Here is a 22,813-nt window from a genome sequence, read left to right as displayed (position 1 = left end):
TCCCGCGCGGTGCCGCCGCGCGCCGGTCAGTGCCGATCAGTGCCGATGGCCGCCGCCCCAGTGGCCGCCACCCCAATGCCCGCCGCCCCACGGACGATGCCAGTACCCGCCGCGCCCGCCCCAGTAACCGCCGCCCCAGCGGCCCCAGAAGCCGATCGTGACGGGTGGCCCGTACCAGCCCGAGTAATACGCGGGGTAGTAGTACGGATAAGGCGGTGGCACATAGGCCGGTGCGACATATACGGGCGCCGGCGCATCGGCGTAGTCCGGTGCGGCAGGCACCGTGGAGGGGGCCGGGCCGGGCGCGGCCGGTGCAACCGGAACTTCGCGCTGCGTCACCGTGGCGGGTACGGGCGCGTAATAAGGTGCATAGCCGTACGGGCTCGTGTAGTAGCAGCCGCCCAGCGTCAGCGCGGCCAGCGCGATGACGGCGGGCCTCGCGGCGGGAATCGGGGTCATCTGTTGCTCCGGCAGAATCCGCGCGCGCGCCGCCGGGCGCGCGCCTGACTCTAGCTTACGTCCCCTGCAGATTTCCGCGCGTATGATCGGTTACTTTTTGTTTCCTGCCGCGGACGGTGCGGGCGGGCATGCGGTGTGCTGACCCGTCCGCGGCGCCCGCGTTGAAGTTGGCGCAAATGCCCTCAACTTGAACGATGTCAGGCTGACCGGCGCGGACAGGTGTTCGCGAACGACCGGCGGCCGCCCACCGGCGAGCTTCGGCCCGCCCAGACAGGAGCGCGGCTCGCGCCGCCATCGACATGACTACGCCACGCCCCACTCCCCGGGCGGACACACCGCTCGATCCGATCATCCAGTTGCTGGCGCTTGCCGGTGAACAGGGTTATCTGACACACGCCGACCTCGTCGACGCGCTGCCGCCCGAAAGCGACAGCCCCGATGCGCTCGACGTCGTGCGCGCCGCGCTGGCCGACATCGGCATCGCCGTGCTCGACGAGCCGGCCGTGCCTGCGCCGTTCGCCGGCGCGGCGCCGGTCGACGTCGATCGCGACGCGCTCGACGAAGGCCGCGCGATGCTCGGCGATCTGACACGCGGCACGGCCGCGTCGACCGATCCGCTCGCGCTCTACATGCGGCGCATGCAGGCCGTGCCGCTGCTCACGCGCGAAGGCGAAATCGTGCTCGCCCGCGAAATCGAGACGGGCCGCCATCAGGTGCTGCACGCCATCGCGGGCTATCCGGCGGCCGTCGATGCGCTGCTCGTGCGTCACGGCGCAACGGGTGTGGCAGGTGCGACCGGCACGGCCGACGAAGACGCAGGCGATACGCCCGCGCCCGCCCGCTACGACGTGCTGCAGGCCGCGGTGTCGACGTTGCGCGACGCATTGCAGGCGCAGGGCTTCCGTTCGGACGCATACCGCGACGCGCGCAACGCCGTGGCCGCCCTGCTCGGCTCGCTCGCGTGGGTCGCACCGGCCGTCGACGACGCCAGCCGCCTCGTGCGTACGCTCGCAACCGCGCCGCCTGACGCCGCGACGGGCGAAGCCGCCTGCTTCGACACGGTTGCGCGCCGGGCGCTCGCGGCCGCGCTGAGCGACGGCCAGCAGAAAGTGCGCGACGCGACGCGCGCGATGCTCGAAGCGAACCTGCGGCTCGTGCTGTCGATCGCGCGCAAGTACATGAACCGTGGCGTCGACCTGTCCGATCTCGTGCAGGACGGCTGCCTCGGCCTGATGCGTGCAATCGAGAAGTTCGAATACCGGCGCGGGTTCAAGTTCTCGACCTATGCGACCTGGTGGATCCGTCAGGCGATCACGCGGGCGGTCGCCGATCGCTCGCGCACGATCCGCGTACCGGTGCACGTCGGCGACCAGTACCAGCGCGTGCAGCGGCATGCGCTGCGCTTTCGCCAGCGCACGGGCCGCCGGGCGACGCCGGCCGAACTGGCGGCCGAAACCGGCCTCGCCGAGGACAAGCTGCGCGCGGTGCTCGCGCTGCCGGCCGAGCCGGTCTCGCTCGACACGCCGCTGCCCGACGCGGACACCGGGCTCGTGGAGCTGATCGAGGATCAAACCTCGGCCAGCCCGTTCGAGCAACTGGCCGACACGCGCATGCGCGACTGCGTGCGCTCGCTGCTCCGGTCGGTCACGCCGGCCGAGGCCGACGTGCTGCGCCGGCGGTTCGGCCTCGGCGGCGCCGAGCCCGATACGTACGACGCCATCGCGCAGGACGCGGGCATGTCCCGCGAACGCGTGCGGCAAATCGAGAAACGGGCGCTCGCCGCGCTGCGCACGGCCGCCGAGGCCGAGAACGCGCAGTCGTTCCTCGACGCGTAAGTGCCCACGCGACGCACGGTCGTGCCGCCAACCGGCACGACCGTGCGCTTCGCACATGTGCTACGTTTGCCATTGACGTGCATCAAGTTTTCTTCGTCGCGTGTCGCGACAATGGTGAAAAGTCGACCGGCGCATCGTTCGCCGCGTCCGTTCCGTTTGAGCTTCCCCAGGTCCCTTGCCATGCAGACGACCGCCAGCCAAACGCTCGAGGAAAACCGGCACATCGCGACCTGCCTGCGCGAGGCCGCGCAACGGCTGGCCGACCAGGGCGCGAATCCGTACCGGGTCGCGGCCTACCGCGCGTCGGCCGAGACGGTCGATGCGCTCGACCGCGATATCCGCACCGTGTTCGAATCCGGCGGCATCGACGCGCTCGGCGCGCTGCCCGAGATCGGCACGGGCGTCGCGCAGGCGATCGCCGAGTTGCTGGTGACGGGCCGCTGGCGCCAGCTCGACCGGCTGTGCGGCGACGCCCAACGCACGTCCGCGTTCGAAGCCGTGCCGGGCATCGGCCATGCGCTCGCGCTGCGCATTCACGACCTGCTGCACATCGATACGCTCGAGGAGCTCGAACGCGCGGCCCGCAACGGCCAGCTCGAAACGATCTCGGGCGTCGGCCCGCGGCGTGCGGCCGGCATCCTCACCGCGCTCGACGACGTGCTGAGCCGCCGCCGGCGCTGGCAGGGTCACATGCAGCACGCCGGGCCCGGCACGGAGCCGCCCGTCGAGCTGCTGCTCTACATCGATCGCCAGTACCGCAACAAGGCGGCCGCCGGCGTGCTGCCGACGCTCGCGCACCGGCGCCTGAACGCGGACGGCTACGTGCCGCCGCCCGTGATGCACATGACCAAGGGCGGCTGGCATTTCACCGCGGTGAGCCTGCATGCCGCGATGCGCACGCCGGAAGCCGGCCGCCCGACGGACTGGGTTTCGCTCTATTTCTACGACGCCATGCAGTGCGAGCACCAGCGCACCGTCTTCACCGAGACGTACGGTTCGCTCGTCGGCAAGCGCATCGTGCGCGGACGCGAGATGGAATGCCGCGTGTATTACGCGGGATGAGTCAGTCGTCGGCGGTCTCGTCGATGTCGAACGCGACGTCGAGCATCGACGCGATCTCGCGACATGCATGGGTGAGTGTGCGTGTGCGGCGATCGGAATAGTCCGCCGCGAGATAGAACCAGGTCGAAAACGACCCGTAATCGTCTTTGCCGTCCCGGTTCGGTACGTCGAACCAGAACGTCACCATGTAGCCGCCCTTCCAGCGAACCGGAATCACCTGCGTGAGCCGCAGTCTCGTGATTGCACCGTGGCGGAACCGGAAGCTGTCTTCACCAACGCGGAACCCCGACCACGCGCCGTCGCTCGACACGAACACGGTCAACGCATCGTCCGGCAAGGCGACGGACAAGACCCCTTCCGGGGCCAGGTCGGCCGCCGACACCATCGCCGCCCCCGAACCGTCACGCCCCGTCTCGACATCCACGTACGCTGCGATCGTCCGCTTCGCCTTGTCGTAGAAACTGCGCGTGACGTCGGACCGCACGGCGTCGGCAATCAGCACCAGTTGTTTGAATCGTGCACGCTCGCCATATCGAAGCGGCACGTCGGGTGCATCGTCGGACTCGTCAGCCGGTTTATCCTCAAGACCATCGGCCCGTACAGGCGGTGCGGTCATGACAGGCGGTTCAACGCCCCCGCGCCGCCGATTCACCCAGGCAATTGCCCACGCCAGCAGCACAGGCGGCGTCACCATCGTGACGGCCGCCGTCGCGAGCCCGGCGAGCACCCCGTAATGCGGCGCGACCCTCGATGCCGCATACGCGGCAGGAAACACCAGCAAAATCCACACGCTGCAACCCCGTTGTTCCTGTTTGCGATGTCCGGCACCGCATGACTTGACGCACCACCCTGCCATCGAGCCGCCACGCCAACCCGCGGATGCCCGCTCGCCGCCTACGCGCCTTCCGCCTTCGTGCGACGCGCCGGATGACGATGCGCGGCGATGCGCAGCAGCTTCTGGAACGACGGACATTCGAGATGGCTGGGCGCCGCGCACACGGCCGCGTGCCGCAGCATGTCGCGCACGGCGCCGAGACGGCGGATCGTGCGGTCGAGTTCGTCGGCCTTGCCGTCGAGCTTCGCGCGATCGATCGCGGGCCGGCCGTCCGCGCCGACCATCGCGAGGATGTCGTCGAGCGAGAAACCGGCCTCGCGGCCGAGCGCGATCAACGCCAGTCGCTCCAGCACCGACTCGTCGTATTGCCGCCGCAGCCCGTGCCGGCCGATCGGAACGATCAACCCCTTTTCCTCGTAGTAGCGCAGCGTCGATGCGGGCAATCCCGAGCGCCGTGCCACGTCCGCAATGTCCAGACGGCTCATGCTTGACCTCAAGTGAACTTGAAGTTGCAAGATAGTTGCTCGACTCCGTGAAAACAAGCGTGAACCGCCATGAGACCGATAAAACAGCCCTGTATTCCGCTGTGCCGCCCCTTCGCCACCGTCTGCTGCGGAGGGGCGCGATGAACCCGCCCGGCATCCTGCTCGACCTGCTGCTGATCGGCACGGGCGCCACGCTCGTGATAGATCTGTGGACGCTGTTTCGGCGGCGTGCCTTCGGCATTCCGTCGCTCGACTACGCGCTGGTCGGCCGCTGGCTCGGCCACATGGTGCAAGGGCGGTTCCGGCACGTGTCGATCGTCGCGGCGCCACCCGTGCCGGGCGAGCGTGCCCTCGGCTGGATTGCGCATTACGCGATCGGCATCGCGTTCGCGGCGCTGCCCGTCATGATCGCGGGCACCGAATGGATCGCCGCGCCTACACCGCTTCCCGCGCTCGTCGCCGGCCTCGCCAGCGTGGTCGCGCCGTTCTTCGTGATGCAGCCGGCGTTCGGCTTCGGCATCGCGGCGTCGCGCACGCCGCATCCGGGCGTCGCGCGCCGGCGCAGTCTCGTCACGCATCTGTCGTATGGCGTGGGGCTCTATCTCGCGGCGTACACGCTCGCGGCGCTGGCGCGCTGAACACCGGGATTGACATGAAGCGCGCCGGGTAGCGCGCGTTGAACCGGCAATCGCCGGCGTGCGCCATTCATCTGCGCGCTCGTTGTTTTCAATGCATCCGGCGCGCCCGAACGGCCACCCGCGTCACTCCCCGCCGCAGTCGATCAGGTTGCGGCGCACGCGCCCGAGCAGCCGCACCAGCGTATCGCGCTCGTCGGACGTGAACCCGCGCAATCCGTCGTCGGCGACGGTATCGCCCACTTCCAGCATCTGCGGAAAGATCTCGCGCGCCTTGTCGGTCAGGCGGATCACGAACGCGCGGCGGTCTTCGTCGTTCGCGATGCGTTCGATCCAGCCATAGCTTTCCATCCGGTCGAGCAGGCGCGTCAGCGAGATCGGCGTGATCTCGAGCCATTCGGCCAGCCGCGCCTGATTCATCTCGCCCTTCCACGTCAGGTACGCGAGCACGCGGCTTTGCGCCCGCGTCAGCCCGATGCGCTTCGCGCGCCGGTCGAACAGGCGTCCGTTCAGGCGGGCCACGTCGGCGATCAGATAGCCGATCCGGTTCTCGTAGGTCTTGTCCATCAGCCGATTATAGGGTCAAGCCGCCAGCGGACCGCGGCTCGCGCCCGGGGCGATAAGCGACTATATAATAAGCATGCTCACAATCTGAGCCATACCGGATCGCCGCGCACGGCGACCACCCCACGGAGACACCCGCTTGAACCCCATCGCCGACGCCCCCGCCTCGCCCGCCCTGAACCGGCCGATGCTGACCCTGTCGATCATGCTCGCCACGCTGATCCAGACCCTCGACAGCACGATCGCGAACGTGGCGCTGCCCCACATGCAGGGCACGCTGTCCGCGTCGCAGGACGAAATCACGTGGGTGCTCACCTCCTACATCGTCGCCGCGGCGATCGCGACGCCGCTCACCGGCTGGCTGTCCGACCGGCTGAGCGTCAAGCGGCTGCTGATCGTGTCGATCGCGGGCTTCACGGTGGCGTCGGCGCTGTGCGGGCTGTCGGAGACGCTCGTGCAGATCGTCGGTGCGCGGCTGTTGCAAGGTGTATTCGGCGCCGCGCTGGTGCCGTTGTCGCAGTCGATCCTGCTCGACATCAACCCGCGCGAGAAACAGGGCCAGGCGATGGCGATCTGGGGGATGGGCGTGATGGTCGGCCCGATCCTCGGCCCGACGCTCGGCGGCTGGCTGACCGACAGCTACAACTGGCGCTGGGTGTTCTTCATCAACGTACCGATCGGCGCGTTCGCGCTGGCCGGCGTGATGACTTTCCTGCCCGCGCGCGCGCCGCGCCCGCACGTGAAATTCGATGCGTTCGGCTTCGCGACGCTGGCACTCGCGATCGGCGCGTTCCAGGCCATGCTCGACCGCGGCGAACAGCTCGACTGGTTCGGGTCGTACGAAATCCGCATCGAGGCGCTCGCCGCGGCGCTCAGCTTCGCGTTCTTCCTCGTGCATACGGCGACCGTCGGCAAGGCGTCGTTCTTCAAGTCGGAACTGCTGCGCGACCCGAACTTCGCGACGGGCACGCTGTTCATCTTCGTCGTCGGCGCAGTGCTGTACGCGACGCGCGCGCTGCTGCCGCCGATGCTGCAGAACCTGATGGGCTACCCGGTCGCGACGACGGGCCTCGTCACCGCGCCGAGCGGCGCCGGCACGATGATCGCGATGCTGTTCGTCGGCAGGCTGCTGAAATACGTGGATGCGCGGATGCTGCTGCTCGCGGGGCTGGCGATTTCCGCGCTCGCGCTGTGGCAGATGATGCAGTACACGGTCGTACTGTCCGAAGCGGACATCGTGTGGCCGGGCGTGATCCAGGGCTTCGGGCTGGGGCTCGTGTTCGTGCCGCTGAGCGCGCTGTCGTTCTCGACGCTGCCGCCCGACCTGCGCGCGGACGGCACGGCCACCTACAGCCTGATGCGCAACATCGGCAGCAGTATCGGCATCTCGATCGTGCAGACGCTGATGACGCGCAACACGCAGGTCGCGCACGCCGACCTCGCCACCCACGTCACGCCGTTCAACCCGGCCGTGCAGGCAATGGCCGGCAGCCGCGTCGACCTCGCGCTGCTCGATCGCACGATCAACCAGCAGGCGACGATGATCGCGTACCTGAACGACTTCAAGCTGATGTTCGTCGCGACGCTGCTGATGATCCCGCTGTTGCTGCTGATCCGCCCGCCGCAGAAAACGGCGAGCGTCGACGTCGCGCACGCGGCGATGGACTGACGGGCGCGCATGCGCCCGCCGCAGGCCGCGTCAGGCCTTCATCGTGCCGGTCCGCACGTAGCGCTCGTGCCACGACAGCGCTTCGGCGAGCAGGTGCGGCGTGTGCTTGCCGAAGCTCTCGCGCGACGCGCGCTCGAAGTAGTCCTCGAGCATCGGCCGGTAGTCGGGATGCGCGCAGGTCGCGATGATCTTGCGCGCGCGCTGCTTCGGCGACAGGCCGCGCAGGTCGGCCAGGCCCTGCTCGGTGACGACCACCGCGACGTCGTGCTCGGTATGGTCGACGTGGCTCGCCATCGGCACGATCCGCGAGATCGCACCGCCCTTCGCGGTACTCGCCGACATGAAGCACGACAGGTAGCCGTTGCGCGCGAAGTCGCCCGAGCCGCCGATGCCGTTCTGGATCTTCGTGCCCATCACGTGCGTCGAGTTCACGTTGCCGTAGATGTCGGCCTCGATCATCCCGTTCATCGCGATGCAGCCGAGGCGGCGCACGAGTTCCGGATGGTTGCTGATCTCCTGCGGCCGCAGCACGATCTTCTCGCGGAACGACGCGATTTCGTCGGCGAAGCGCTGCACGGCGGCCGGGCTCAACGACAGCGCGGTCGCCGACGCGAAGCTCAGCGTGCCGTCGTCGAGCAGGTCGAGCATGCCGTCCTGGATCACTTCGGTGTAGGCCGTCAGGTTCGAGAAGCCGGCCGAGCTGAGTTCCGCGAGCACCGCATTCGTGATGTTGCCGACGCCCGACTGCAGCGGCAGCAGGTTTTCCGGCAGGCGGCCGCGCTTCACTTCGTGGCGCAGGAAGTCGATCAGCTGCAGCGCGATCTGCTTCGACGTCGCGTCCGGCGCGGAGAACGCATTGCTGCGATCGGGCGCGTCGGTCTCGACGATCGCGACGATCTTGTCGGCCGGGCAGCGCAGGTACGGCTCGCCGATCCGGTCGTCGCTCCTGGTCAGCGGAATCGGCTGGCGGTGCGGCGGCAGCGCGGTGCCGTAATAGATGTCGTGCATCCCGTCGAGGCCGAGCGGCTGGCGCGCGTTCACTTCGAGGATCACGTGCTTCGCCCGTTCGAGCCAGGTCTTGTTGTTGCCGATCGACGCGGACGGGATCAGCAGCCCGTCCTCGCGGATGCCCGCGACTTCGACGATCGCGACGTCGAGATCGCCGTACAGCCCGAACCACGCGTACTGCGCGACGTGGCTCAGGTGGACGTCCTGGTAATCGACTTCGCCGCTGTTGATCTTGTCGCGCAGCGTCGGGTCGGACTGGTACGGCAGCCGCATCGAGATGCCGTCGGTGCGGGCGAGCGCGCCGTCGAGTTCCGGCGCGGTCGACGCGCCGGTCAGCACGTTGATCCGGAAGTCCTCGCCGCGCGCGTGTGCCGCGTCGATATGGGTGGCAAGCGCGGCCGGTACGGCCTTCGGATAGCCCGAACCGGTGAAGCCGCTCATGGCGACGGTCATGCCGGGGCGGATCAGCGCGGCGGCTTCGTCGGCGGTGCGGACGAGCGAACGCAGGGCGGGAGCGAGGATGCGTGATGAAGACATGGCTGGTTTCTGACGCTGGGGTCTGTCGTTGACGTCGCGGGGGGTGTCTCCTGAGCGACATGAAGCCCTTGGGGCCGCGCGGGGCGGCCGGCACCACAGGCACGGTCGGAGTATCGCAGAGGCCATCGCCGCGAAATGTCCACTGGATGCAAAAGATCCTTGCCGGATTTGCCGGGTATCGAACGACCGTTCTGTGACAGGCGATCCGCGCGCGCCGGATGCACGCGAAAGGTGCACGAAAGCATCGGAACGAATGACCGGGCACGGATCGCCAACCGTCGCAAATCAATCGGCGGATTTTCCTTGCAATTGGCCGCCCGACGAGCGGCAATCGTCGATGAAATCGCGGCGCGGACAATTGTCACCCGATGCGGCTTTTCCGGACCTGATGCACATCAACGTCGCACGCGCCGCGCGCCGCCTGTCGAGCCGTTCGAAAATGTCCGGCGCATCGGCCCGCGAGGCCCGTCCGTCCTTGACAGCAGCGTGACGCGAACCACACTGGAAGACGGGGCCGGCCGCGCCGTTTGCCGTCCCGATCGCCCGCCCTTTCGCACGTCCGGTTTCGACCGGCCGACATGCGCAAGACGCGGTAACACTCCTGTATGTCAGGACATTGATCGAATAAAAAGCACCAAATTACAATTCCGTATATATTTCGCCGATGGACCAAAGAAAAACCGCCACACGCGCCGAGCCCCCCCTGCCACGCACCTGGGATGCGCGGCTCGCGCGCTCGCTCGTGCGACCGCTCGTCGATACGCCGGTCACCCCGAATCACCTCACTACCCTTCGTCTGCTGATCGGCCTCGCCGGCGCCTGGTGCCTCGCGCACGGCGGCTTCGGCTGGAGCAATGCCGGTGCGTTCCTGATCGTGCTGTCGAACTTCGTCGACCACACCGACGGCGAACTCGCGCGCATCAGCGGCAAGTCCAGCAAGATCGGTCACTTTTACGACCTCGCGGCCGATGCGCTCGTGACGGTCGCGCTGTTCGTCAGCATGGGCCTCGGCATCGTCGCCCAGGGCGGCCAGATGGCCGCGTCGCCGGTGCTGCTCGGCGCGGTGGCCGGTGCGGCCGTCGCGCTGATCTTCTTCCTGCGCATGCGGATCGAATCGATCGCCGGCAAGGCCGGCACCAAGCAGGCGTTCGCCGGCGGCTTCGAGACCGAAGACGTGCTGTACCTGCTGCCGATCGTGACGCTCGTCGACGGCGTCGAGCCGTTCCTGCTCGCGGCGTCGATCGGCGCCCCGCTGTTCGCCGCCTGGGTCGTGATCGACTGGTGGCGCATCGTCCGCCGCGGCAACCTTCCGCAGAACCCGGCCGCGCAGAACCCAACCGAAATCCAGGCTTCCAAATGACTCCTAGCACGCGCGACGACTCCGTGCTGAGCCCGGCACGCCCCGCGCCCGTGCGCGCGGCCGCGGCCGATCCCGATCGCACCGTGGCCGACCGTGTCGGCCAGCTCGACCTCGACCGCCTGCGCGGCGACTACACGCGCCAGGGCTCGTTCCTGTACCTCGACGCCTTCCTGCCGGCCGACGCGCACGCAAAGCTGGCGGATGCCGCCCGCGCGATGCAGGCCGGCCTGAACCGCAATTACCTGCCCGGCCACAAGCAGGGCGGCAGCGTCAGCCGCCATACGATCGACGAGCAGGCGCCGTACATCGCCGAACTGTATCGCTCGAAGGCACTCATCTCGTTCCTCGAGAAGGTCACGGGCGACAAGCTGATGCTGTCGCCGGACGACGATCCGCACGCGTACGCGCTGTATTACTACACGAAGCCCGGCGACCACATCGGCTGGCATTACGACACGTCGTACTACGACGGCCGCCGCTACACGCTGCTGATCGGCGTGATCGACGAATCGTCGTGCCGGCTCGACTACGAGCTGCACACGCGCAACCCGGACGTCGCCGACGAACCGGGCTCGGTGCAGATCGCCGACGGCGGCATCGTGCTGTTCGACGGCGACAAGCTGCGTCACCGCATCACACCGCTCGGCCAGAACGAGATGCGCGTGTCGCTCACTTTCGAATACGTGACGAACCCCGGCATGCGGCCGTGGAAGCGCTTCATCTCGAACATGAAGGACGCGATCGCGTATTTCGGTTTCCGCCAGGTGTTCAAGCAACTGGCTACGCGGCGCACGACCGGGTCATGACGCGCGCGGGCCTCATCCTGCTGTCCCTCGGGACCGCACTCTTCATCGCACTGCTGGCCTGGCAAGGCGTCGGCGCAGTCGCGTCCACGTTCCTCGCGGCCGGCTGGGGGCTTGCGCTCGTCGCGGCATTCCACGTCGTGCCGCTCGTGATCGACGCCATCGCGATCTCCGTGATGTTCCGCCGCGGGCAGTCGGGCGCCGAACTCGGCAACGCGCTGCGCGCGCGCTGGGTCGGCGAATCGGTAAACAGCCTGCTGCCCGCCGGGCAGATCGGCGGCCCCGTGCTGATGGTGCGCCACCTCGCGCAGCGCGGCACGCGGATGGCCGACGCGGCGGCGGCCGTGACCGTCAGCACGACGATGCAGGCGCTTGCGCAAATGGCGTTCGCGCTGATCGGCATCGCCGCGTTCAGCCTGTATGCGACGCACGAATCGGTCGCCCACCTGCGCACGCCCGCGCTGATCGCGACCGGCGTGCTCGGCGCGCTCGCGCTGCTGTTCTATGCGGCGCAGCGGCGCGGGCTGTTCGGCCGCGGCCTGCGCCTCGCGTCGAAGCTGCTCGGCCCGCGCGACTGGTCGTCGCTGGCCACGCGCGCCGACGCGATCGACGATGCGGTCGGCGCGCTGTACCGCGATCGCGCGAGGGTCGCGAAGACATTCGCGTTGAGCCTCGTCGGCTGGATCGTCGGGACCGCGGAAGTGTGGCTCGCGCTGCACTTCCTCGGGCACCCGGTGAGCTGGCTCGACGCGCTGCTGCTGGAAAGCGTCGGCCAGGCGATCCGTGGCGCCGCCTTCGCGATCCCGGGCTCGCTCGGTGCGCAAGAAGGCGGCTACCTGCTGCTCGCCCCGCTGGTCGGACTGCCGCCCGACGCGGCGCTCGCGCTGTCGCTCGCGAAGCGTGCGCGCGAACTCGCGCTCGGCCTGCCCGGCCTGCTCTATCTGCATTTCAGTGAAAGAAACTGGCAGCGGCGCCGCGCGCCGCAGCCGCTCGCCGACTGATCGTTCAGATCGCCGGCTTTTTGGTTGGAGAACCCATGCGAGCCATCATTCTTGCGGCAGGCCTCGGCTTGCGCCTGCAACAACCGCCCGAAGCGCAGTTCCCGAAGTGCCTGCTGCGCTTTGACGACGTTTCGCTGCTCGAGCGCCATCTGCGCGTGCTCGACGCCGCGGGCGTCGACGAGATCGTGCTCGGGCTCGGCTTCCAGCACGAGAAGGTCGAGCAGGAACTGAAGCGCCTCGGCCGCCAGGCCGAGATCGTGATCAACGACCGCTACGACCTCGGCAGCGTGCTGACCGTGCATACCGTCGCCGATGCGATGACGCGCGGCGGCGACGTACTGCTGATGGACGCGGACGTGCTGTACGACGAGAACATCCTGCACGCGCTGGTGGCCGATGCCGACCGCGCGGTCGACCGCCTGCTGATCGACCGCGACTTCGAGGCCGGCGACGAGCCCGTCAAGCTGTGCCTGAAGAACGGCGTGCCGGTCGAACTGCGCAAGCAGCTCGCGGTCGACCTCGAATACGACACGATCGGCGAATCGGTCGGCTTCTTCCGCTTCACCGAAGGCACCGCACGCCGCCTCGCGACGATCGTCGCGGGCTACGTCGACAGCGGCCGTGCGAACCTGCCGCACGAGGAAGCCGTGCGCGACCTGCTGCTCGAAGGCGGTCATTCGTTCGACGTGGCCGACGTCACCGGCATGCCGTGGATCGAGATCGACTTCCCGAACGACGTCGCCCGCGCCACGCAAGACATCCTCCCCCTGATTCAACGCACCACCGCAGGAGCCGCACGATGAACGCACGCGAACCCAACTTCACCGAATCGCGCAGCGCACGCCTGCGCCGCATGCTCGTCAGCAGCGACCTCGAATTCCTGATGGAAGCGCACAACGGCCTGTCCGCGCGGATCGTCCGCGAAGCCGGCTTCAAGGGCATCTGGGCATCGGGCCTCGCGATCTCCGCGCAATTCGGCGTACGCGACAACAACGAAGCGAGCTGGACGCAGGTCGTCGACGTGCTCGAATTCATGGCCGACGCGAGCGACCTGCCGATCCTGCTCGACGGCGATACCGGCTACGGCAACTTCAACAACGTGCGCCGACTCGTGAAGAAGCTCGAACAGCGCGGCATCGCCGGCGTCTGCATCGAGGACAAGCAGTTCCCGAAGACCAACAGCTTCATCGGCGGCGAGCGCCAGCCGCTCGCCGAGATCGACGAGTTCTGCGGCAAGATCAAGGCCGGCAAGGATTCGCAGACCGATCCCGACTTCTCGATCGTCGCGCGCGTCGAGGCGCTGATCGCGGGCTGGGGGATGGACGAGGCGCTGCGCCGCGCGAACGCGTATGCGGAAGCCGGTGCCGACGCGATCCTGATCCACAGCAAGCTGTCGCGCCCGGACGAGATCCTGCAGTTCGCGCGCGAATGGAGCGGCAAGGCGCCGCTCGTGATCGTGCCGACCAAGTACTACAGCACGCCGACCGACGTGTTCCGCCAGGCCGGCATCAGCACCGTGATCTGGGCGAACCACCTGATCCGCGCGTCGGCGTCCGCGATGCAGGCGACCGCGCGCGAGATTCACGAGAGCGAAACGCTGATCAACGTCGAGGACCGCGTTGCATCGGTCAACGAAATCTTCCGCCTGCAGGACGCCGACGAGTACTCGGCGGCCGAGCGCATCTACCTGTCGTCGTCGTCGCGCGCGTCGAATGCCGCGATCGTGCTCGCCGCGAGCCGCGGCAAGGGCCTCGAAGCCGTGACCGAAGACAAGCCGAAGGTCATGCTGCCGGTCGCCGGCAAGCCGCTCTTGCGCTGGCTCGTCGACGGCTTCAAGACGCACGGCGTGAACGACATCACCGTGGTTGGCGGCTATCGCGCCGATGCGATCGATACGTCGGGCATCAAGCTCGTCGTCAACGAGCGCCACGCGCAGACCGGCGAGCTCGCGTCGCTCGCATGCGCGGCCGAACGCCTGACCGGCGACACCGTGATTTCATACGGCGACCTGCTGTTCCGCAGCTACATCGTGCGCGACCTCGCCGAGAGCGAGGCCGAGTTCAGCGTGGTGGTCGATTCGTCGCTCACCGAGACCAACCAGAGCGTACGCGACTTCGCCCTCTGCTCGGCGGCCGACGATCGCGGCCTGTTCGGCCAGAAGACCTACCTGCAACGCGTGTCGAGCGACGTCGCCGCAGGCACGCCGCACGGCCGCTGGATCGGCCTGCTGAACGTGCGCGGCGCCGGTGTCGATCGCCTGAAGGCGACGCTCGCGACGCTGCAGGCACGCCCTGACTTCGACACGCTCGACATCCCGTCGCTGCTCAACGAACTGATCGCCGCCGGCGAGAAGATCGAGGTGCAGTACGTGCACGGCCACTGGCGCGGCGTCAACGATCTGGAAGACTTCCGTCGCGCGGGCGACTTCGCGCACGGCCAGACGCCGCTGTCCGAACCGGGCACCGGCAACGGGGGCGCGCAATGATCGAAGCGGCCCAGTTCGTCGAGGCCGCGCGCGAACGCGGCTTCGACTGGTACGCGGGCGTGCCCTGCTCGTACCTGACGCCGTTCATCAACTACGTGCTGCAGGACCCGACGCTGCACTACGTGTCGGCCGCGAACGAAGGCGACGCGGTCGCGCTGATCGCCGGCGCAACGCTCGGCGGCAAGCGCGGGATCGCGATGATGCAGAACTCGGGGCTCGGCAACGCGGTGAGCCCGCTCACGTCGCTGACCTGGACGTTCCGCCTGCCGCAACTGCTGATCGTCACGTGGCGCGGGCAGCCGGGCGTCGCCGACGAGCCGCAGCATGCGCTGATGGGCCCGATCACGCCCGCGATGCTCGACACGATGGAGATCCCGTGGGAGATGTTCCCGACCGACCCCGAACAGGTCGGCCCGGCACTCGACCGCGCGATCGCGCACATGGACGCGACGGGCCGACCGTACGCGCTCGTGATGCAGAAAGGCAGCGTCGCGCCGTATGAACTGAAGGCGAACCCGGCCGCGCAGCCGCGCGCGCATGTCGCCGCGCAATCATCGTCGCGCGCCGCGTCGGCCGATGCATGGCCGACCCGCCACGACGCATTGAAGCGCGTGATCGCGCACACGCCGGTCGATTCGACCGTCGTGCTCGCGTCGACCGGTTTCTGCGGCCGCGAACTCTACGCGCTCGACGATCGCCCGAACCAGTTGTACATGGTCGGCTCGATGGGCTGCGTGACGCCGCTCGCGCTCGGCCTCGCACTCGCACGCCCCGACCTGCGCGTGGTGGCCGTCGACGGCGACGGCGCCGCGCTGATGCGGATGGGCGTGTTCGCGACGCTCGGCACCTACGGCCCGGCCAACCTCACGCACGTGCTGCTCGACAACGGCGCGCACGAATCGACGGGCGGCCAGGCAACGGTGTCGCAGCATGTGTCGTTCGCGGGCGTCGCGGCCGCGTGCGGCTATGCGTCGGCGGTCGAAGGCGACACGCTCGACGTGCTCGATACGACGCTGGCTGCGACGGGCGACGGGGTCCGGCCATCCGGTGTGCAATTCGTACGCGTGGCGATCCGCACGGGCGTGCCCGACGGCCTGCCCCGCCCGACCGTCACGCCGGTCGAGGTGAAGACCCGTCTGATGCGGCACATCGGCGCCGCGCAGACCGAAGCCCACGTTGAAGGAGCCCATTGATGCTGCTGCTGAACCCCGGCCCGGTCACGCTCACCGAACGCGTGCGCCGCAGCCTGCTGCAACCCGACCTGTGCCATCGCGAAAGCGAATTCTTCGATCTGCAGGATGAGGCGCGTGCGCGCCTCGTCGCCGCGTACGAGCTCGATCCGGCCGAATGGGCCGCCGTGCTGATGACGGGGTCGGGCACGGCCGCCGTCGAGAGCATGATCGCGGCGCTCGTGCCGCAGGACGGCAAGCTGCTCGTGATCGAGAACGGCGTGTACGGCGAGCGGATCACGCAGATCGCGACGCAGTACGGTATCGCGCACGACGTGTTGAAGCATGAGTGGATGCAGGCGCCTGATCTCGCGCAGATCGGTGCAAAGCTCGATGCGGGTGGGTACACGCATGTCGCTGTTATTCATCATGAAACGACGACGGGCCGGTTGAATGATCTCGGCGCGATCGCTGAAGTCTGCCGTTCGCGTGGCTTGAAGATGCTCGTTGATGGCGTCAGCAGCTTCGGCGCGGAAGCGATCGATTTTGCCGGCGGCGATATCGATGCTGTGGCTGCCACCGCGAACAAGTGCCTGCATGGTGTGCCGGGTGCGGCGTTCGTGATCGTGCGACGTAGCGCGCTGGCGAAGGCTGCGAGTCGTACTTACTACCTCGATCTCGGGCGGCTTGCGAAGCTGCAGGATCAGCGGAATACGCCGTTCACGCCGTCCGTGCATGCGTATTACGCGCTCGTCGAGGCGCTGCGCGAGTTCGATGAGGCTGGCGGCTGGCGTGCGCGGCATGCGCATTACAAGGCGCTGGCCGATCAGGCGCAGGCCGGGCTGGCTGCGCGTGGGATGCCGCTGGTGCTGCCGGAAGGTGAATCGTCGGTTGTTCTGCGTGCGTACCGGCTGCCGCAAGGCGTCACGTACGAGACGCTGCACGACGGGTTGAAGGCGCGCGGCTTCGTGATCTATGCAGGGCAAGGCGGGTTGTCGAAGGAATTGTTCCGGATTTCAACGATGGGCGCGATTCAGGCGGCCGATGTCGAGCGGTTGCTGGAAGGGTTTACGGCGTTGACGCGGTAAACAGCGTACTTTCGTCGACGAAAGGCCCGCGAGGGCCTTTTTTTCAATCAGGTCCATGAAGATCGTTCACTTCGCCCCGCTACTGGCACTCGCCGCCTCCCCCTTCGCCCACGCTACCGACAGCCAGACTTGCAGCGACGAAACCGTCACAGCCATCGCTCGCTGGGCCGGCATCGCAAGCGCGCGTATCGCCACGCGAGATGCGAACCGGCTCGTCGTCGCGTCGGCGTGCAAGGTCATGCCGAACGCACCGGAAACGACGATCGCGGCCATCGCGTTCGATTCGCTGCCCAAAAGCAAGAACCCGGACGAAAGCAAGAAGCTGCAGGTGGTCGCGCTCGTCGAGGGCGGCGAGGTCATGGCGGCCGATCGATCGGTGGTTCAGGAAGATGCTGTCACAGAAGTCGACGCAAACAGCTATCGCATTGATACTGCGCCCTACCGGCTGTCGCCCGACGTGCGCGCGTTCGGCGTCGTGTTTACCAGCAGCGCGCGCGGTCCAAGTTGCCCTGATGCCAACGCCAGTGAAGAGTTGACGCTGTGGGTGCGCGAAGGCGGCCGTATCCGCCCGGTGTTCGGCACGAATCTGTACGGCTGGGTGAGCGTCGAAGGCGACGCCTGTGGCCCGGGTGCAGGCGATGCACGCAGCGAAGAGGCCCACATGACGATCGCCGTCGAGAAAACGTCGAGCCACGGCTTCGCCGACCTCTCGATCACGGCGCACATCACGCAGACGCAGCGCAAGAATGGTGATTACTCTGATACGGGCAAGCGCACGGCGCGCACGATCGTCCACTACGACGGCAAGTCCTATGGACTCGACATGTTCCGGAACTTCTGATATTCGCCGGCCGCGATGAAACTCTTCAAGTAATGCGGCGGGCGCGACGCCGCACCGCCCGCCTACTCCACCACCTTCGCCCCGATCGCATCGGTCGGCGCCGGCATCCGCAACGCCTCATCCCGCAAGCGTCGCGCCTCGCGCGCCGTATAGCGATCCTTCAGCCGCAGGAACGGTTTTTCGACAACGAAATAGCTGGCGGTCGCGGCAATCAGCGCCCACACGATGCCGAGCGGAAACCCATGCGGCATGGGCAAGCGCGGATTCGCAAACGGCTGCTGCCACAGATACAGGCTGAACGAGATCGTGCCGACGAACACGACCGGCCGCGCGCGCAGCCAGCGCGCGCACCAGAACTCGCCGCGAAAATTCAGCACGACGATCACGATCGCGATCAGTGCGGCTTCGAGCGTCACGCCGTACGTCGCATTCCAGAAGCCGCCGAGCCGGTGTTCGGCGAGCGGCATGCCGAGCAGCACGACGAAGACGAGCGCCGTCACGATGCGCGCCTCGCCTCTCCACGAGCCGATCCACGCTTCGAGCCGTTCGCGGTTGAGCGACGCATAGCAGCCGATCAGGATCGAATCGACGCCGGTGTGCAACATCATCCCGAGTTGCCCGCGCAACGCCGGCGCAACGAAATACGTAACGGCGCGCACCAACGGCACGATCAGGATCAGCGCGGCCAGCCAGCGCGTGCCGGCGCGGCGCATGCCGAACACGAACAGCAGCGGCCAGAACCAGTAGAACTGTTCCTCGAGCGCGAGCGACCAGAAATGGCCGAGATACCACGCGCCGTCCGGATGCAGCGTGTTGTCGCCGGTCAGCCCGAACCACGCCGAGTAATTCCACAGGTGCAGCGCGGCATACAGCCACTGCCGGCGATCGACATCGAACCCGCCGGCGAACGCGACGATCGCAACGGCCGCGAGATAGACATAACAGGCCGGCCAGATCCGCAGCGCACGACGCACATAGAACGACGTCAGCGCGATGCCGCCCGTGCGCGCGAATTCGGCGCGCAGCACGTTGGTGATCAGGAAGCCGCTCAGCACGAAGAAGATCAGCACGCCGAGCCGGCCGTCGGCGATCAGCCGCAACGGCGCGTACCAGCCCGTGTAGCCGCCGGGCAGCACATGCTCGGCATGGCCGACGACGACCATCGCGACCGCGACGGCGCGCAACCCGGTCAACTGCGTGACGCGACGGTTCATCGGCTGGTTCCCGTTGGCACGGTGAAGGAGCAGGAGATGGCCGGCGCGCCGACTGGCACGCCGATATGCCGCCGGGATTTTGTATGAAAAATATCGGAATGAAATTACTTCAAAAATCGCCGGGCCAACAGCGGCGCCCGCACACGCCACAGCCGGCCCACGCCGGGCGCGGCGAATGGGCATAATGACAAGCCTTGTCCGGCGGCGGCCGGTCCGATGCCTACGCAACGATTTTTGCGGCGCAGCAACACACGAAGTACCACCCCGTCCGCACACCGGCCCGCGCCTCGTCCGCCCCCTGTCGACACTCACCCGGAGCCTGCCTGTGTACCCACCGATCGAACCCTACGCCCACGGCCACCTCGACACCGGCGACGGCCATCGCATCTACTGGGAGCGCTGCGGCAACCCGGCCGGCAAGCCCGCCGTGTTCCTGCACGGCGGCCCCGGTGCAGGCTGCAGCCCCGACCATCGCCGCCTGTTCGATCCCGAGCGCTACGACATCCTGCTGTTCGACCAGCGCGGCTGCGGGCGGTCGACGCCGCACGCGAGCCTCGAGAACAACACGACCTGGCATCTGGTCGCCGATATCGAGCGCCTGCGCAAGATGGTCGGCGCGGAAAAGTGGCTCGTGTTCGGCGGCTCGTGGGGCAGCGCGCTGTCAATTGCCTACGGGGAGACGCACCCCGAGCGCGTGAGCGCCTTGGTCGTGCGCGGCATCTTCACGATGCGTCGCGCGGAGCTGCTGTGGTACTACCAGGAAGGCGCGTCGTGGCTGTTCCCCGACCTGTGGGAAGACTTCGTTGCACCGATTCCGGAAGCCGAGCGTGGCGACCTGATGGCCGCCTACCATCACCGGCTGACCGGCGACGACGAAGCCGCGAAACTCGAAGCCGCGCGCGCATGGAGCATCTGGGAAGGCCGCACGATCACGCTGCTGCCCGACCCTGCACTCGCCGCGCACTTCGCGGACGGTCACTACGCGCTCGCGTTCGCGCGGATCGAGAATCACTACTTCGTGAACAAGGGCTTCGTCGAGGAAGGCCAGTTGCTGCGCGATGCACATCGCCTTGCCGGCATTCCCGGCGTGATCGTGCAGGGCCGCTACGACGTCGCGACCCCTGCGCGCACCGCATGGGAACTGTCGAAGGCATGGCCGGAGGCGACGTTCGAGATCGTGCCCGGCGCCGGGCACGCTTACAACGAGCCGGGGATCCTCGAAGCGCTGATCGCGGCGACCGACCGGTTCGCCGCCTGAGCGATGCAACGCAACGCGGCGCGTGTTGCCGTGCCTGCCGGCACGCTCACGCGCCGCCCCATCACAACGCGGCTTCGACGATCGTCCGACCGCTGATCGCCCGCTCCACCAGCTGTTCGTCGCCGACCTTCCGGATCGCGTCGTCAAGCAGCCCTTCCGGTTCTTCGGTCGCCACCTTCAGCAGGCCCGACAGTCCGCGCGCGTCGAGCACCACCAGCGTTTCCATCGAGTCCGCACGGCTCACGAGCACGCGGCGGAATGCCGGGCCGGCGCCGAAGCTCGCACAAAGCTCGATCTTCTCGTTGCCGAGCGTATAGTCGAAATTCTTGATCATGTCCGCCGCCGTTGCAGGGAAATGGCGCCGCGCGACGGCGCGGCGCCGTGACGTCGACGCACCCGCGCGTGCCGCCAGCGCGCCGGATGGGTCCGGACCGTTCGCCGACATCACCATGCTAGGCGTGCAGTATTAACGAAGACTTAAAGCGTTGGCCGGGTCTCGCGCCCTGGTGGGACGCGCATCGGGGGTGCCAAACCGGCCGGTCGTCGCACAAGCGGAGCTCACCACGAATAGCCCTGCATGCCGTAATTCGTATCGTGTCGGCGTCCCCACCACGGCAGGTAGGCATTGTTGCCGCCGCGCGCACGGAACCAGTCCTTGTCGGGATCGATCGGCGTGAGCGTCGACGGCGGCAGGACGACGACCGCGACGGGATGCTCCGGATCGGTCGTGCCGGCCACGAGTGCGTTGGCGCCGAAGTGGTTGATCCGGCCGATGGCGAGCGCGACGTCGGTCAATGCGCTGCCTGTTCCCATGTCGCCGAGTAGCGCGGCCGTGTTGAATGTCTGCTTCGAGTGGTCGTATTCGGGGAGGGTTTCGGTCAAGGTCCGGGAGAGCGAGGCAAGACGTGCCGACGATGCATCGCTGCCCTTGCCCGCGTCGTGAACGATGTAATGGAGATCCGGGACCGCGACGCCTGCATTGCGTGCCGCCTGATCGATGGTCGCTTTCCACGCCTGCACGGCTCGGGTCGTGCCGACCTTCTGCGGAAAATCATGCGTATTGCCGGTTGCGGCCTTGCCGATCCAGGCGAGCGGTTCGCGTTCGGTGTTGAAGGTCGGGCCGGCGAGGAACAGCGTGACAAGGTTCTCGTTGATCTGTGCATCCGTGGGCGGGAAGTTGGGTGCGTCCCAGTTCATCACCCAGACGCTCTTGTCGGGGTTCGCCTGCAAGTAGTCCAATGCGTTGTTCAGGGATGTGAATCCGGCGTTCGCGCCGCCTTGCGTAATTTGTACGTCGGGAGACGTGTCGCGGCTCCACAAAGTCTTGGGTGACGGAGGGCCGATCTCGAAGAAGTTCATCATCCGATCGATCATGCGCGATCGGGCATAGGCCGCATCGAGGCGCAGTGGAGCCGCAACTTCGACCCGGATACCCGCGAGTTCTCGCCAATCATTTTGCTTCTCGGGCCTCACCGTGTAGAAATATTTTGCATTGCTGAAGTAACGGCTGCGTATAAGCAAGATGAATTTGTCAATGTACTTGGCATAGAAGCCCTTGAACGTCTCCGTTCCGCTATTGCCATAGGCAATGCCAGCTACCGATTGCAACGTCGTGAAGGATTTTGGATCAGTACGCACCATGTCGTCATTTTTGTTCGGTGTGACAAGGCCCTGTGCCCACAGCAATTGCCATTCGGTCGGGTAGTCCATGCGTTCCAACGGATTCAACCAGATCAAGCCGACGACCTGCGCCGTAAATGGCTTCACTGGCTCTTCTCCGACCGGCGTGACATTTTCTATCCGCTCCGACATCGGCACGGCATGTGCCGGACGCATCATGGCCGTGGTAGACAGAAGCACCATGAGAGCCACCAGGCCGGGCACCACAACAAATCGCTTCATCCAATCTCCTACTTCCAATTGTGTTTGGTCGGGTTGTTCTACGTGCGTCATCAGCAAAGCCATTAGTAGAGTGGCGATTATCCATGCCGCGACTGCAATGGCGACACGTCGAGGCCATGTAGAAATCAGGGTCTTCAAATTGCACCCCCGACCTTGAGATAGACTTGAGCTTCGCGTTCGTCCACGATCGCGACGGGAATCTTGGCTTCGCTTTCGTCGGCATGTACCCATTCGCGAAGAGGCGTTCTATCGAGCGCTCCTGACGCAAAATAGTCGTAGTACTTCTTGTTCGGATTGTCATTGGGAATGCCGTCCCCCATCCGCCAATCCGCCTCAATCCGCAACGCATTCATTTGCTCGGGTGTCAGATAGCAAACCCCGATCGCCACATCGTACGCAAGCGCCTTTTCAGCATGCTCGGGATTGGTCATCGTCGTGGAGTGATTTGTCGGGCTGTTGGTCGAGCCACGATCGAGCCAATCGACAATCTGTTGATCGCGCCATTCCTTGTAGCCCTCCGGCATTTCGCTCTTGCCGTCCTCGCCGATCACGTGGCCATCACCATCGAGCCATTCCGTATTCAGCGTGCGCCGTGCCTCCATC

Annotated in this window: 22 protein-coding genes; 13 read left to right on the top strand and 9 right to left on the bottom strand. The window is 67.0% G+C overall.

Annotated elements, in window-relative coordinates; genetic code table 11:
* Positions 1 to 36: 36 nt before the first annotated feature.
* Positions 37 to 459, bottom strand: a complete 423-nt coding sequence (locus tag U5798_RS25350) for a hypothetical protein (protein WP_124448076.1) — start codon at positions 457 to 459, stop codon at positions 37 to 39.
* A 299-nt stretch (positions 460 to 758) separates the two neighbouring features.
* On the opposite strand from U5798_RS25350, the gene U5798_RS25345 reads away from it, so the two are divergent.
* The gene (locus U5798_RS25345) at positions 759 to 2,294 is read left to right on the top strand and encodes a sigma-70 family RNA polymerase sigma factor (protein WP_322083572.1); all 1,536 of its coding nucleotides are present in this window, start codon (positions 759 to 761) and stop codon (positions 2,292 to 2,294) included.
* A 180-nt stretch (positions 2,295 to 2,474) separates the two neighbouring features.
* Positions 2,475 to 3,356: a helix-hairpin-helix domain-containing protein gene (locus tag U5798_RS25340; RefSeq protein WP_322083571.1), complete on the top strand. Its 882-nt coding sequence runs from the start codon at positions 2,475 to 2,477 to the stop codon at positions 3,354 to 3,356.
* Position 3,357: 1 nt separating this feature from the next.
* On the opposite strand, the gene U5798_RS25335 is transcribed toward U5798_RS25340, so the two are convergent.
* Both U5798_RS25335 and U5798_RS25330 read right to left on the bottom strand, forming a co-directional pair.
* Entirely contained in the window at positions 3,358 to 4,146 is a 789-nt protein-coding gene (locus tag U5798_RS25335) for a hypothetical protein (RefSeq protein WP_322083570.1), read from the bottom strand.
* Positions 4,147 to 4,250: 104 nt separating this feature from the next.
* Positions 4,251 to 4,676, bottom strand: coding sequence for a helix-turn-helix domain-containing protein (locus U5798_RS25330; RefSeq protein WP_124448083.1), 426 nt, complete (start codon positions 4,674 to 4,676; stop codon positions 4,251 to 4,253).
* Between the two features lie 140 nt (positions 4,677 to 4,816).
* Here U5798_RS25330 and U5798_RS25325 point away from each other — a divergent pair, with 140 nt between their 5' ends.
* On the top strand, positions 4,817 to 5,314 hold the full coding sequence (locus U5798_RS25325) for a DUF2938 domain-containing protein (RefSeq protein WP_322083569.1): 498 nt from the start codon (positions 4,817 to 4,819) through the stop codon (positions 5,312 to 5,314).
* Positions 5,315 to 5,437: 123 nt separating this feature from the next.
* On the opposite strand, the gene U5798_RS25320 is transcribed toward U5798_RS25325, so the two are convergent.
* On the bottom strand, positions 5,438 to 5,878 hold the full coding sequence (locus U5798_RS25320; RefSeq protein ID WP_322083568.1) for a MarR family transcriptional regulator: 441 nt from the start codon (positions 5,876 to 5,878) through the stop codon (positions 5,438 to 5,440).
* A gap of 184 nt (positions 5,879 to 6,062) precedes the next feature.
* On the opposite strand from U5798_RS25320, the gene U5798_RS25315 reads away from it, so the two are divergent.
* The gene (locus U5798_RS25315) at positions 6,063 to 7,544 is read left to right on the top strand and encodes an MDR family MFS transporter (RefSeq protein WP_415859515.1); all 1,482 of its coding nucleotides are present in this window, start codon (positions 6,063 to 6,065) and stop codon (positions 7,542 to 7,544) included.
* A gap of 30 nt (positions 7,545 to 7,574) precedes the next feature.
* Here the strand turns inward: U5798_RS25315 and U5798_RS25310 are convergent, their stop codons facing one another.
* Complete coding sequence (locus U5798_RS25310; RefSeq protein WP_124448090.1) at positions 7,575 to 9,089, bottom strand: acetyl-CoA hydrolase/transferase family protein; 1,515 nt, start codon at positions 9,087 to 9,089, stop codon at positions 7,575 to 7,577.
* A gap of 664 nt (positions 9,090 to 9,753) precedes the next feature.
* On the opposite strand from U5798_RS25310, the gene U5798_RS25305 reads away from it, so the two are divergent.
* The 8 genes from U5798_RS25305 to U5798_RS25270 are packed head-to-tail and all read left to right on the top strand — an operon-like array spanning position 9,754 to position 17,836.
* Positions 9,754 to 10,449 (top strand): CDP-alcohol phosphatidyltransferase family protein, encoded by a 696-nt coding sequence (locus U5798_RS25305; protein WP_124448092.1) that lies wholly within the window; start codon positions 9,754 to 9,756, stop codon positions 10,447 to 10,449.
* Entirely contained in the window at positions 10,446 to 11,255 is an 810-nt protein-coding gene (locus tag U5798_RS25300) for a 2OG-Fe(II) oxygenase (RefSeq protein WP_322083566.1), read from the top strand. Before U5798_RS25305 ends, U5798_RS25300 begins: the two co-directional genes overlap by 4 nt.
* The gene (locus U5798_RS25295; RefSeq protein ID WP_124448096.1) at positions 11,252 to 12,253 is read left to right on the top strand and encodes an HpnL family protein; all 1,002 of its coding nucleotides are present in this window, start codon (positions 11,252 to 11,254) and stop codon (positions 12,251 to 12,253) included. Before U5798_RS25300 ends, U5798_RS25295 begins: the two co-directional genes overlap by 4 nt.
* Before the next feature lie 35 nt (positions 12,254 to 12,288).
* Entirely contained in the window at positions 12,289 to 13,056 is a 768-nt protein-coding gene (locus U5798_RS25290) for an NTP transferase domain-containing protein (RefSeq protein WP_124448098.1), read from the top strand.
* Entirely contained in the window at positions 13,053 to 14,738 is a 1,686-nt protein-coding gene (gene aepX / locus U5798_RS25285; RefSeq protein ID WP_124448100.1) for a phosphoenolpyruvate mutase, read from the top strand. Before U5798_RS25290 ends, aepX begins: the two co-directional genes overlap by 4 nt.
* The gene (gene aepY, locus U5798_RS25280) at positions 14,735 to 15,931 is read left to right on the top strand and encodes a phosphonopyruvate decarboxylase (RefSeq protein WP_322083565.1); all 1,197 of its coding nucleotides are present in this window, start codon (positions 14,735 to 14,737) and stop codon (positions 15,929 to 15,931) included. Before aepX ends, aepY begins: the two co-directional genes overlap by 4 nt.
* Complete coding sequence (locus U5798_RS25275; protein ID WP_322083564.1) at positions 15,931 to 16,995, top strand: 2-aminoethylphosphonate aminotransferase; 1,065 nt, start codon at positions 15,931 to 15,933, stop codon at positions 16,993 to 16,995. The genes aepY and U5798_RS25275 overlap by 1 nt, the downstream gene beginning before the upstream one ends.
* 55 nt (positions 16,996 to 17,050) lie before the next feature.
* Entirely contained in the window at positions 17,051 to 17,836 is a 786-nt protein-coding gene (locus U5798_RS25270; protein WP_322083563.1) for a multidrug ABC transporter ATPase, read from the top strand.
* Between the two features lie 62 nt (positions 17,837 to 17,898).
* Here U5798_RS25270 and U5798_RS25265 read toward each other — a convergent pair whose 3' ends face one another.
* Positions 17,899 to 19,050, bottom strand: coding sequence for an acyltransferase (locus U5798_RS25265; RefSeq protein ID WP_322083562.1), 1,152 nt, complete (start codon positions 19,048 to 19,050; stop codon positions 17,899 to 17,901).
* A gap of 325 nt (positions 19,051 to 19,375) precedes the next feature.
* Here U5798_RS25265 and pip point away from each other — a divergent pair, with 325 nt between their 5' ends.
* On the top strand, positions 19,376 to 20,308 hold the full coding sequence (pip, locus tag U5798_RS25260) for a prolyl aminopeptidase (protein WP_322083561.1): 933 nt from the start codon (positions 19,376 to 19,378) through the stop codon (positions 20,306 to 20,308).
* Positions 20,309 to 20,369: 61 nt separating this feature from the next.
* Here pip and U5798_RS25255 read toward each other — a convergent pair whose 3' ends face one another.
* From U5798_RS25255 to U5798_RS25245, 3 genes are all read right to left on the bottom strand, one after another.
* The gene (locus U5798_RS25255) at positions 20,370 to 20,642 is read right to left on the bottom strand and encodes a hypothetical protein (protein WP_050010750.1); all 273 of its coding nucleotides are present in this window, start codon (positions 20,640 to 20,642) and stop codon (positions 20,370 to 20,372) included.
* A 224-nt stretch (positions 20,643 to 20,866) separates the two neighbouring features.
* Positions 20,867 to 22,210, bottom strand: a complete 1,344-nt coding sequence (locus U5798_RS25250) for a virulence factor (protein WP_322083560.1) — start codon at positions 22,208 to 22,210, stop codon at positions 20,867 to 20,869.
* A 134-nt stretch (positions 22,211 to 22,344) separates the two neighbouring features.
* Positions 22,345 to 22,813: effector protein Tle3 domain-containing protein (locus tag U5798_RS25245; protein WP_322083559.1), on the bottom strand; the 469-nt coding region annotated here is incomplete at its 5' end.

The sequence above is a fragment of the Burkholderia sp. BCC1972 genome (genome assembly GCF_905339605.1).
In the GTDB taxonomy this organism is placed as follows: Bacteria; Pseudomonadota; Gammaproteobacteria; order Burkholderiales; family Burkholderiaceae; genus Burkholderia.
Note: the sequence above shows the minus strand (reverse complement) of the source record. Positions and strands in the feature narration are given on the sequence as shown.

Coding starts and splice junctions, on each gene's coding strand:
- U5798_RS25350 (WP_124448076.1), bottom strand. CDS start 459: ATGACCCCGATTCCCGCCGCGAGGCCCGCCGTCATCGCGCTGGCCGCG.
- U5798_RS25275 (WP_322083564.1), top strand. CDS start 15,931: ATGCTGCTGCTGAACCCCGGCCCGGTCACGCTCACCGAACGCGTGCGC.
- U5798_RS25255 (WP_050010750.1), bottom strand. CDS start 20,642: ATGATCAAGAATTTCGACTATACGCTCGGCAACGAGAAGATCGAGCTT.
- U5798_RS25250 (WP_322083560.1), bottom strand. CDS start 22,210: ATGAAGCGATTTGTTGTGGTGCCCGGCCTGGTGGCTCTCATGGTGCTT.
- U5798_RS25345 (WP_322083572.1), top strand. CDS start 759: ATGACTACGCCACGCCCCACTCCCCGGGCGGACACACCGCTCGATCCG.
- U5798_RS25320 (WP_322083568.1), bottom strand. CDS start 5,878: ATGGACAAGACCTACGAGAACCGGATCGGCTATCTGATCGCCGACGTG.
- U5798_RS25325 (WP_322083569.1), top strand. CDS start 4,817: ATGAACCCGCCCGGCATCCTGCTCGACCTGCTGCTGATCGGCACGGGC.
- U5798_RS25295 (WP_124448096.1), top strand. CDS start 11,252: ATGACGCGCGCGGGCCTCATCCTGCTGTCCCTCGGGACCGCACTCTTC.
- U5798_RS25265 (WP_322083562.1), bottom strand. CDS start 19,050: ATGAACCGTCGCGTCACGCAGTTGACCGGGTTGCGCGCCGTCGCGGTC.
- U5798_RS25300 (WP_322083566.1), top strand. CDS start 10,446: ATGACTCCTAGCACGCGCGACGACTCCGTGCTGAGCCCGGCACGCCCC.
- U5798_RS25310 (WP_124448090.1), bottom strand. CDS start 9,089: ATGTCTTCATCACGCATCCTCGCTCCCGCCCTGCGTTCGCTCGTCCGC.
- U5798_RS25305 (WP_124448092.1), top strand. CDS start 9,754: ATGGACCAAAGAAAAACCGCCACACGCGCCGAGCCCCCCCTGCCACGC.
- U5798_RS25315 (WP_415859515.1), top strand. CDS start 6,063: ATGCTGACCCTGTCGATCATGCTCGCCACGCTGATCCAGACCCTCGAC.
- U5798_RS25330 (WP_124448083.1), bottom strand. CDS start 4,676: ATGAGCCGTCTGGACATTGCGGACGTGGCACGGCGCTCGGGATTGCCC.
- U5798_RS25340 (WP_322083571.1), top strand. CDS start 2,475: ATGCAGACGACCGCCAGCCAAACGCTCGAGGAAAACCGGCACATCGCG.
- aepY (WP_322083565.1), top strand. CDS start 14,735: ATGATCGAAGCGGCCCAGTTCGTCGAGGCCGCGCGCGAACGCGGCTTC.
- U5798_RS25270 (WP_322083563.1), top strand. CDS start 17,051: ATGAAGATCGTTCACTTCGCCCCGCTACTGGCACTCGCCGCCTCCCCC.
- aepX (WP_124448100.1), top strand. CDS start 13,053: ATGAACGCACGCGAACCCAACTTCACCGAATCGCGCAGCGCACGCCTG.
- U5798_RS25290 (WP_124448098.1), top strand. CDS start 12,289: ATGCGAGCCATCATTCTTGCGGCAGGCCTCGGCTTGCGCCTGCAACAA.